The 10,267-nt window shown below is 36.9% G+C and carries 9 protein-coding genes; 6 read left to right on the top strand and 3 right to left on the bottom strand.

Going from position 1 to position 10,267, the window contains the following annotated elements:
• Positions 1 to 215 precede the first annotated feature (215 nt).
• The 6 genes from RFW85_RS18100 (at position 216) to RFW85_RS18125 (ending at position 5,734) form a co-directional block, all read left to right on the top strand.
• Complete coding sequence (locus RFW85_RS18100; RefSeq protein ID WP_309171755.1) at positions 216 to 1,142, top strand: DMT family transporter; 927 nt, start codon at positions 216 to 218, stop codon at positions 1,140 to 1,142.
• 68 nt (positions 1,143 to 1,210) lie between these two features.
• Complete coding sequence (locus RFW85_RS18105; RefSeq protein WP_309171756.1) at positions 1,211 to 1,621, top strand: RidA family protein; 411 nt, start codon at positions 1,211 to 1,213, stop codon at positions 1,619 to 1,621.
• Between the two features lie 15 nt (positions 1,622 to 1,636).
• On the top strand, positions 1,637 to 2,827 hold the full coding sequence (locus RFW85_RS18110; protein WP_170247666.1) for an MFS transporter: 1,191 nt from the start codon (positions 1,637 to 1,639) through the stop codon (positions 2,825 to 2,827).
• A gap of 562 nt (positions 2,828 to 3,389) precedes the next feature.
• Positions 3,390 to 3,707 (top strand): hypothetical protein, encoded by a 318-nt coding sequence (locus RFW85_RS18115; RefSeq protein WP_309171757.1) that lies wholly within the window; start codon positions 3,390 to 3,392, stop codon positions 3,705 to 3,707.
• Between the two features lie 134 nt (positions 3,708 to 3,841).
• The gene (locus RFW85_RS18120; protein WP_309171758.1) at positions 3,842 to 4,513 is read left to right on the top strand and encodes a hypothetical protein; all 672 of its coding nucleotides are present in this window, start codon (positions 3,842 to 3,844) and stop codon (positions 4,511 to 4,513) included.
• An 18-nt stretch (positions 4,514 to 4,531) separates the two neighbouring features.
• Positions 4,532 to 5,734, top strand: coding sequence for an ImmA/IrrE family metallo-endopeptidase (locus RFW85_RS18125; protein ID WP_161416856.1), 1,203 nt, complete (start codon positions 4,532 to 4,534; stop codon positions 5,732 to 5,734).
• Between the two features lie 117 nt (positions 5,735 to 5,851).
• Here RFW85_RS18125 and RFW85_RS18130 read toward each other — a convergent pair whose 3' ends face one another.
• The 3 genes from RFW85_RS18130 to RFW85_RS18140 all read right to left on the bottom strand — a co-directional run.
• Positions 5,852 to 8,950 (bottom strand): type I restriction endonuclease subunit R, encoded by a 3,099-nt coding sequence (locus RFW85_RS18130; protein WP_309171759.1) that lies wholly within the window; start codon positions 8,948 to 8,950, stop codon positions 5,852 to 5,854.
• Positions 8,951 to 9,007: 57 nt separating this feature from the next.
• The gene (locus RFW85_RS18135) at positions 9,008 to 9,568 is read right to left on the bottom strand and encodes a hypothetical protein (RefSeq protein WP_004863605.1); all 561 of its coding nucleotides are present in this window, start codon (positions 9,566 to 9,568) and stop codon (positions 9,008 to 9,010) included.
• A gap of 26 nt (positions 9,569 to 9,594) precedes the next feature.
• Positions 9,595 to 10,267: restriction endonuclease subunit S (locus tag RFW85_RS18140; RefSeq protein ID WP_309171760.1), on the bottom strand; the 673-nt coding region annotated here is incomplete at its 5' end.

The raw sequence follows: 10,267 nt of genomic DNA on the forward strand, positions 1-10,267 counted from the left end.
CATTGTCAAAAACATTGCAAGCTGCAATGTTTCCCCCATGTGTATTCTTTGTACAGAATTTGGATTCTAATTGAACTTTTTTAAAATACCACCCACTATTTATTTAATAAATACCCATATTTTGAACTGATGATTCACGATATTTGTTTAGGGGTGTAATATGGGAAGGTTTTTCTTTTTTTGCAGACAATAGTCTCTCTTATACAGTCCTGTATATGAAAATTTCTTTATCTTCGTTTCAAATCGGGTCTTTTTTTGCGCTTTGCTCTGCGTTTCTATTCAGTACCAAAGCAATTTTTATTAAACAGACTTATGCCCTTTCTCCATTAGTAGACGGTACGGTCTTGATGGCTTTACGCATGTTAAGCGCCTTACCGTTCTTTCTATTAATTTGCTGGTTTAACAGGCATCATAATCAGGGCATAAAAAAGAAGGATTGGCTAATTTTAATTTTTGCCGGTCTATTAGGCTACTACTTTGCAAGTTGGCTCGATTTCATGGGCCTTATGTTTATTAGTGCTTCTTTAGAACGAATTATTCTATTTTTATATCCCACGCTTACTGTCATCGTCTCGAGCTTACTCTACAAACAAAAATTAGATGTAAAAAGTTTATTTGCCATTTTTCTTAGTTATGGTGGAACGGTACTGGTTATGCTTCAGGAGCACAACAACGCACCAATTCAGGGCAACTTCTGGTTAGGAACAAGTTTCGTATTTGCAAGTGCCGTGGCTTTCGCCGGATATTTGTTACTGACGCCACCTCTCATTAAGAAATTTGGCTCTTGGAATTTCACAGGGTTGGCCTTAACCGTAGCTTGTATCGGCACATTAACTCATTACGCATTAAGCACACCTCATCCAATTCAACTTCTATTACAACTTCCCTCTAGTGTAATTTGGTATGGCATTAGCTTAGGCTTTTTAGTTACCGTGCTACCCACCGTTATGCTCATGCAAAGCATTGAACGATTAGGTGCCTCTCAATCTGCAATGATTGCTTCAATTGGACCAGTTTTAACGATTTTGCTTGCCGTTGCTTTTTTAAATGAACATCTCAATATGTGGCAATGGGTCGGCTGCCTTCTCAATATTGTCGGTGTCATGATGATTACACTCAGAAAGAAAAGACTAAAACATTAAATTCTCTTGACCTCAACTTAAGTTGAGGTTGGATACTCATCTAAATTTTAATGAACGGTTGAGTTCCAATGAGTCAAGAAACTTTTAAAATCATAAATCCATCAACTTTATATAACCCAACTCCTAACGCTTATAGTCATGTTGCTATAGTGGAAAGCTTTAAGAATATTATTCATGTAGCAGGTCAAGGAGGCGAAAATTCCCAAGGTGAATTAAACCCAAATTTTGAAGAACAAGCGAACCAAGTTTTTGATAATATTCAACATGCTTTAAAAGCAGCCAATGCAGAGCTTAGCAATATTGCTGTATTGAGAGTTTTAGTTGTTGACCACTCGGTCGAAAAACATCAAATTTTGATTAAAATTATGCAAAATTTATGGAAAAATCATCCTTTTCCTGCCTGTACACTTATTCCTGTGCCGCGCCTTGCGCTAGAACACATGCTTATTGAAGTTGAAGCAACAGCATACACCCAATAAAACTGAGAGAACGTCATGTCTACCCCTGAAGATATCAGTCAAAATAAACCTTTGCTTTGGTTGATGGCAGCAGCATGCGGTTTATGTGCAGGTGTGAATTATTATTGTCAGCCGCTGATTCACTCCATTCAGCAAGAGTTTGCTGTAACTCAGGCACAAGCTGCTTTAACAGTGACATTTGCTCAAGTGTCTTATGCCCTCGGTTTACTATTTATTGTCCCAATGGGTGACATCGTTAATAAAGCCAAAGCTATTCCGTTTTTGATGGTGCTTTGCGCAGTTGGCCTATTTACATCTGCTTTTGCCGTGAACTTACCCATGTTGTGGATCGGTACAATTTTAGCGGGATTGTTTTCCGTTGCCGCCCAAGTCCTCATTCCACTTGCAACCATGACCGTAAAACCCGAAAAAACTGGCGAGATCATTGGTTTTTTAATGAGTGGTTTATTAGTCGGGATTTTACTCTCTACCAGTCTAGCTGGATTGTTTTCCAACCTTTTCCACTGGAAAATAGTGTATGTCGTAAGCGGTGTATTAATGCTTCTGTTGGCATTTACTTTAAAAAGTCGCTTGCCTTATGTCTTACGTATGAAAATGAACTATGGGCAAATCTTTGTTTCCATGGCTCAGCTTTTAAAGCAAGAAAAAAGACTCTTATTAAGAGCACTTACAGGTGCTTTTGCCTTTGCAGCAGTAAGTACTTTGTATTCAACCATCGCATTACTTCTCACCTCAGCACACCATTTACCAGATCTATTTATAGGGCTAGTACCTCTAGTCGGTATCTTTGGGGCATTATCAACACGCTATATTGGTAAATATGCCGATCAAGGCTACACAAGATTACTTACATGGATGGGTTGTGGATTGTTCTTGATAAGTTGGATTTGTTTCTACTTCGGACAAACTCTACTTTCTACTTATATTATTGGATTTGCTTTAATTCAATTAGCACTCGCACTCGTTCACACCAGCAACCAGAGCATTATTTTCCGTTTACGTCCAGATGCTAAATCACGTATTAATGCTATTTATATGACCACTTATTTTATTGGCGGCGCAGCTGGTTCAGCATTAGGAATTTTTGCTTGGAATCATGGTGGATGGACCATGACCTGCCTTGCAGGTGTGGGGCTCGTTGTATTTTGTATTTTATTTAGTGTGATTGATGCTTTCTTACAAAAAAAGCAAATGGCCCACTCATAACCTAACTTGTTAAAAATCATCTTTCTACATTCAGCACAAGGGCGGTTATAAATTATGCGGTTAAATGCCACTGTCGATTCAGGGCTAAACCCCGTATAATGCTGCCCTTTCATTAATTTAGCGACTTTTGGGTCTATTGGCTATGCAATCACTTCAATCGTTACAACCTCGTATTTCTGTCGCGCCTATGATGGATTGGACATAAAAATAAAAAAATACATTAAATATCAATCCAATAGATAAATCAGAAATTATTATGGTGCAAAATTGGTGTAATTGTAGAAGATTTAGAGAGTGTTTTTATTTGTTGTTGATATGTCTTAAGTTATCCGCATTCCAACAAGCTACTTAAGCTATATCAAATTACCCCTATATTGTCTCATTGTGGAAGAATAGCCAACCTAGAGCAACTCTCTCATCAAATGATATATCCTCTTAGCTAATGACCGCCTTTGAACTCAACATTGTTTATCTATGCTTTTCTTTTGAGCGACAAGCTATATTGCACAAAACCAAATAAATTTTTAGACTCAAGTACCCTCCCTATTTCAACAAAGAAAAAATGAAAGAAAAAATTTTAGCCTTTGTAAAAAAAATGAACGGTCATGTTTCATTTGTAGAGTTACAAAATCAGTTTCCTGAAATAAAGGGAAATGAACATTTCGGACAAGAAAGTTTTAACTTATTGTTCTGGCCGAATGTAACGATGGAATTTATTGAGTCAATCAATACCCTAATAAAAGAAAATAAACTGAAGTTTGCGCCTTGCGAACCATTACTCTATACAGGAGATGGCGTAATTTTTGACTTTCCTGTCGCAAAAGAGTTCAAGAAATATGCCACTCTACGTTGGTATCCAATGGTTTTTAGTGCTGTTTGAACCTATCTTAGGTCAGTTTAAGTACTGACCTTTGTACTTCATATAGAATAATTTTTAATATTAAAACATAAAATACATACATCATACGAAAAAAATATGATACATTTTGACAAAATCATTCGAGTCTTAAACTTATGGATATTAATGAGCTCCGTCCACACATTCAAAGCCGAATCGCTCATGAATTTGGTAATATTTTTTTAGACAACCTAGAGTTTTCTATAAAAAATAAACTATTAGAAAAAGATTTTTTTATTCAAGAAATTTTTGACTCTCCAGAACTTGCGAAACAAGAAAGTCCAAAATATGAACCAGGTTTGATAATGGATGCTCTTAACTCTACAGCAATAGATGCTGGTCACAGAGCTTCGGTTGAAGATACAAAACCCAAAGGTCATCAATTTGTGCAGATGACAACCAACTCTTGTCATGTCGTTATATCTAGAAGAGATTCAAAAAATACTAGAAATGCTCATTTTTATATAGAACAAGCTCGGTCAAATATTGGTCTTGTAAAAGATCATCAAAGTGATCTTTTAATTAAAGCTCTTCTTAGTGAAGAAGCAGAGCTTGATGACTTACTATTTGTTTGTGTAACCACTTATTGGAATTCAGATTTTGAATTACTCGATCTAGATTTCATAATTCCACATCCAATTGAAAACAGACCTATTCTACATTTTAGTTTAACAGAACTTAAAAAATCTGCCTTAGAACCAATGACTGATGTCGCAGAAGAACCTATACTCGCGATCAAGAAGCGCCTTGAACAAGCTGATGATGATTCTCGCGCTTCAAGTGAGTAAATATTGGAGGTACAGACGATGTTGGGTATAGATAAGTTCGAGCCAGAAAGGTTGAAACTTGCCCGTCAAATGTACGATGACTTAAGTAAGACTGCTTTGGCTACAATGATTGATGTAGCACCATCTACTGTTACAAAGTGGGAAGATGGTACTCATAGCCCTCAGCCAGAGGTACTAAATAATCTAGCTGAGGCTTTAGGCATTCCTTTACATTGGTTTATTCGTAAAATTCCAAATTACGGTAACCCTTTATTTCTAAATCGTGCAAAAAAACGTGTGCTTAAAGCACCTTGTTTTAGATCTAATGCAATGCTAATGAATTTAGCAGAAGTACATGCTATCGCAGATGAATGGATCTCTTTTCCTAAAGTTGATTTGATTACAGCTCTATCTAGAGAAGAGGCTCTATCATTGGATGATGGAAAAATTCAGTTACTGGCGGAGCAATTACGTACTCATTGGGGATTAGGCTCTTCCCCTATCCCAAATTTAATGAAACGTATGGAACGTGCTGGTCTTGTAGTTGCTAGATTTGAGATTGGTTATGAAGAGATGGATGGTACATCCGCTTGGATTAATGATAAGCCTTATATTTTTATTGCTGCCGATAAACATAACTACTTTAGGAGTAGGTTTGATTTAGCACATGAGTTAGGCCATATCGTAATGCATAGATATCTCACTGAGGAAGATAAGAAAAATTGGTTCGATAAGCTTGAAAAACAAGCTCACTATTTCGCCAACTGTTTTTTATTTCCAACGAAAGCCTTCATTGCGGAAACGAGAAGTCGTATTTCATTAGAGTCCCTGATGCTACTTAAAAAGCGTTGGGGGATTTCTTTAGCTGCAATGATATATAAAGCTAAGGATTTAAATATTATTTCTGAAGATCAGTATTCCAAGCTTTGGAGAAGTTACCGTTATCGTGGTTATACAAAGTCAGAACCTTACGATACTGAAACTACTCCTGAAGAGCCTAATCTACTTAAAAATACGATCAAGATGTTGCTTGAACAAGGAGGATTCGATAAAGCTAATATTATTGATAAATTCGGCCTAAAAAAACATTTAGAACTGTTAGCGGGATTACCCAAAGGCTTTCTAGATGATGATTTTGGTCAAATAATTAATATGAAGCCCACAACCATCAAATCGAATCAACTTGAAAGTTTAACGCAATCAAGCAAATCTGCGGAGATCATTAAATTCTCACGAAACTAAAAATCCCCCCTGTTAAATCAGGGGGGTATTTTATCCATAAAAGGTAGCGAGAATTTTTATATATTTCCCATATAAACAACTGATAAATTAGAAATTTTAAGCTATTGATATATCATGTTAAATACTCCCTCCAACCCCTTTAAACTTTTCAACCAGCGCTGCTATTTTTTGAAAAATGCTCTGCTTTTTGGTTAAGTATTGTGGGTTTAATGGACTCATTTTAGGCAGAATAGCATTGAGCTCAGTGCCATTATCACTGGCAAATTCCCGTTTCAGCGAGGTCGCAATATAACGTCTCGCTGCATCTTCATTCAACTTCTCATCATCGATCAACTCTTTTACTTCACGCTGTTGCTCTACTTGAGCAAAAGTAAAAAAAGCATCTATCACACTGGCCTTATCACCAATCTGATCTAAATCAGTTTGATTAATAAAATCGACCAACAAACTTTCTTTGGCACGATTGCCAATGCTGGCACGAATCACGCGACGTACATCTTCAACCAGTGAGGCTTTATCCTTCACTTTTTTATTGTTCTCAAAAATTAGCTCTAGAATGTAATCTAAATTGATTTCTTGTGATTTGAGCAAGTCCACTTCAAAAACCACATCATTCCAATCAATGCTTGATTTTTCTTTTTGTTCTGCCGACTTCTCCCGACGTATCCAGTCACGGATATCGTTATAAGTAGATCGGTAATCTTGAATTTTCCGCTCAGCAGGCATTTGGATGCTTTGTAGCGCAGTCAGGCTCTCATCACTTAAGTAATACTTATTCTTGAATGCTTCCACTGCCTCAGAGTCATTCATATCCACGGTTTGTAGTTCTTTTAAACTGGCATATTCATCATAGTTTTGCAGCACATTTTCGACACGCAAATATTCACCAAAGAGTTTCGCAAAAGCTTTCTTGTCTGATTCTTTGAAAATTGCATCAGGATTTGGAAAGCGCTGCTCTAATTCTGTTACTACATCTACAAAGCCCCGACGTGCTTCACCTGTAACAACATCTGTAAAGCCTTGCATGTATTCCGTGTAACTTTTTTCGAGCACCACGTTTTTAGTATTTGTATCACCAAACAAGGTAATCGCATCAATGGTTGCTTGCTCTAAATCACGGAAGGTAACGATATTGCCAAAGGTTTTAGTCGCATTATAAATACGGTTGGTACGTGAATAAGCCTGCATCAAACCGTGATAACGTAAGTTTTTATCAACAAACAATGTATTCAATGTTGGTGCATCAAAACCAGTTAAAAACATACCGACCACAATGAGCAAGTCTATTTCTTTAGCTTTTACTTGTTTGGCTAGGTCACGATAATAATTTTGAAAACCCTTACTATCCACACTAAAGTTAGTTTTAAACAAACTGTTATAGTCAACAATTGCCGCATTTAAAAACTCTTTTGCGCTGCTGTTCATGGCTGAAACATCAAAACTTTCATCTTGAATATCACCTACAGCATCTTGTTCTTCATTGGCTGCAAAGGAAAATATCGTGGCAATTTTTAACGGTTTATCATTATTTTTCTGTAAGTCATTCAACGATTCATAATACAGCTTTGCTGCCTCTACACTGCTAACGGCAAACATCGCATTAAAACCTTTACTGCTTGCTTGCAGGCGGTGAGTTTTCTGGCGGAAATTATTCAGGATGTACTGGCTAATCTGACGAATACGATCAGGATGTAATAAGGCTTGTTTGTTTTCCGCTGCTGTGAGCTTTTTCTCATCCTGTTCAGTTTCAATCGCTTTAAATTGTGGACGTACATCGTTGTAATCCACTTTAAACTTCAGCACTTTTTCATCACGGATTGCATCAGTGATAACATAAGCATGTAGTTCACGACCAAACACGCTCGCCGTGGTTTCAGCACTCAGCGCATTTTGCGGAAAAATGGGCGTGCCTGTAAAACCAAACTGATAGTACTTTTTAAACTTCTTTTTCAGATTCTTCTGCGCTTCACCAAACTGGCTACGGTGACATTCATCAAAAATAAATACCACTTGCTTATTATAAATTGGCAAGTCAGCTTCACTTTTCATCAGATTGTTTAGCTTTTGGATAGTAGTGACAATAATTTTATTATCATCTTTATCCAGATTTGCTTTTAAACCTGCGGTACTGTCCGAACCATTGACGCTATCAGGCGAAAAACGTTGGTATTCTTTCATGGTCTGATAATCGAGATCTTTACGATCCACCACAAAAAAAACCTTCTCAATAAAATCTAGCTCAGTGGCCAAACGTGCGGCTTTGAAGCTTGTTAAAGTTTTACCTGAGCCTGTGGTATGCCAAATAAAACCGCCACTTTCCGTTTTGCTCCAGTTTTTCGCCTGATACGAACTTTTGACTTTCCACAAAATGCGTTCAGTCGCAGCAATTTGGTAAGGGCGCATCACCAATAAAGTATCACTGACATCAAACACTGAGTAATGCAACAGCACATTCAGTAAAGTATTTTTTTGAAAGAAAGTCGCAGTAAAATCTTTTAAATCTTTAATCAAACTGTTATCTGCTTTCGCCCAGTTCATGGTGAAATCAAATGTGTTTTTATTACGTGCTGTAGTATTGGCAAAATAACGGCTATCGGTGCCATTGGAAATCACAAACAACTGTAGGTACTTATACAAGGAGTTTTCACTATTAAAGCTTTCCTTACTATAACGGTGTACCTGATTAAAGGCTTCACGAATGGCAATGCCCCGTTTTTTGAGTTCGATCTGTACCAATGGTAAGCCATTGACCAAAATGGTGACATCGTAACGGTTTGCATGACTGCCTTTTTGTTCAAACTGTTTAATCACCTGCACTTTATTACGAGCTATGTTCTTTTTATCTAGCAGATAAATGTTTTGAATACGTCCATCGTCAAAGACAAAATCATGAATATAATCATCATGAATTTTGCGGGTTTTATCTATAATACTGTCGCTTGGTCTATCCAAATAAGTTTCAACAAAACGCAACCATTCACCATCTAAAAACTGTACGCCATTCAATACTTGCAGTTGCTCACGTACATTGACTAGCATTGCTTGAGCATTGTTTAAAGCAGGTAGATATTCATAACCTTGATTAACCAAGTCTTGAATCAGCTCTCGCTCTAAATCCCCTTCGCTTTGGTAGCTGTCCACCGCTTGCCATTCTTTGCAATATTTGTCTAAGACAATAAAATTATTGGTTTCAGCAATCGGTTTATAGTTGGTCATGGTTTTGATTCCACAGATTTTTTATCAAGTAAAATAGTTCAAAGTAATTGTTAGTTTTTAGATAAAGTTGCGTTTAAATTTTTCATGATTTTCAATATTGCTTTGAATATCATCGTGATTCCAGATTTGCAATTCCCAAGGAAAATAAAAATTACTTCTGTTTTTAAAGTAAATATGTAAACCTCGATAGCCTTCTTTGTCCCGCAAATACCAGTTTTTAAGGTTTAGTTCATCTTGCCAGTCATCTAGCAAATCCATCACGCTGTTGATTTCTTCAGTCGTTAAAATAATACGTGCACCAAAAATATCATTCAGCCAATTGTTTACAGGGTATTGGTCTTCACGAGCAGAATAGCGCTGGATTTTGTCATCAATACTTTCACGGGTTTTGACACGATAAAAATATTTGATGTCTATATCCGCGGTCATCAGATAATCATTGATGCTCTCATGCAAAGTTAAGCGATATTTATAAATATGCGAAACAGGCACATGTCGAATGGTTTTAGACAAGTTAATTTTCTCAATTTTTCCTTGTTCAAAATAATCCTTGGAAAAATGATGATGTAAGCGATTAATTTCACCGATGAGTTGTTTAACTTGACTAATTTTATCCATGTTTTACTCCGCAGATGTCAATGCACTTAGGCTGATGATTGAGGAAAACTTAACAGTAAATCACGATAATACTCGTACTGCTTTTGACGCAGTTCAATTTCACGCGGTAAACCTTCGGTAAGAGAGTTAGCCAAAGCATCAAAATTATCAAGAATAGATACTATACGCTGTTGCTCGGCTAAAGATTTATTAGCATCGTCAGGATGTGGAATAGGTAATTTAACTTGTTTAAGGGCATTGGCATTAAATTGTGGCTGCCCTCCGCCTGAAACTAATTTATTAGCTTGATCCCAAAATAAGTCACTTTGTGCAAAATGCCAATAATATTTTGGATTAACGATTTTCTCATCAAAGCTTAATTTAATTAAAAATCCTGCATAAATTGCAGGATACTCCTCCTCAAAAATCATTGTTTTGCCGAAAGTTGCACCTGTTCTAGCCATGAGTAAATCATTTTTCTTTAGAAAATATTTTTCATTTTCGTCAGAAATATTCACATACTTTGGTTCTTCTTGTATCAGTTTACCATTTGCATTTATGTCTGTAATTCTCACGAAGCGGGCATCTCCAGAATCTTGAGCCTTCGCTGCATAGCCGTAGGTAAATTCACCAATATTCCCCAATGTCTTCCACTCAACCTCTATCCGCCGTCCGATCTCGTCCGATCTCGTCCGATCTCGTCCGATCTCGTCCGATCTC

The sequence above is a fragment of the Acinetobacter sp. 12966 genome (assembly GCF_031196995.1).
In the GTDB taxonomy this organism is placed as follows: domain Bacteria; phylum Pseudomonadota; class Gammaproteobacteria; order Pseudomonadales; family Moraxellaceae; genus Acinetobacter; species Acinetobacter geminorum.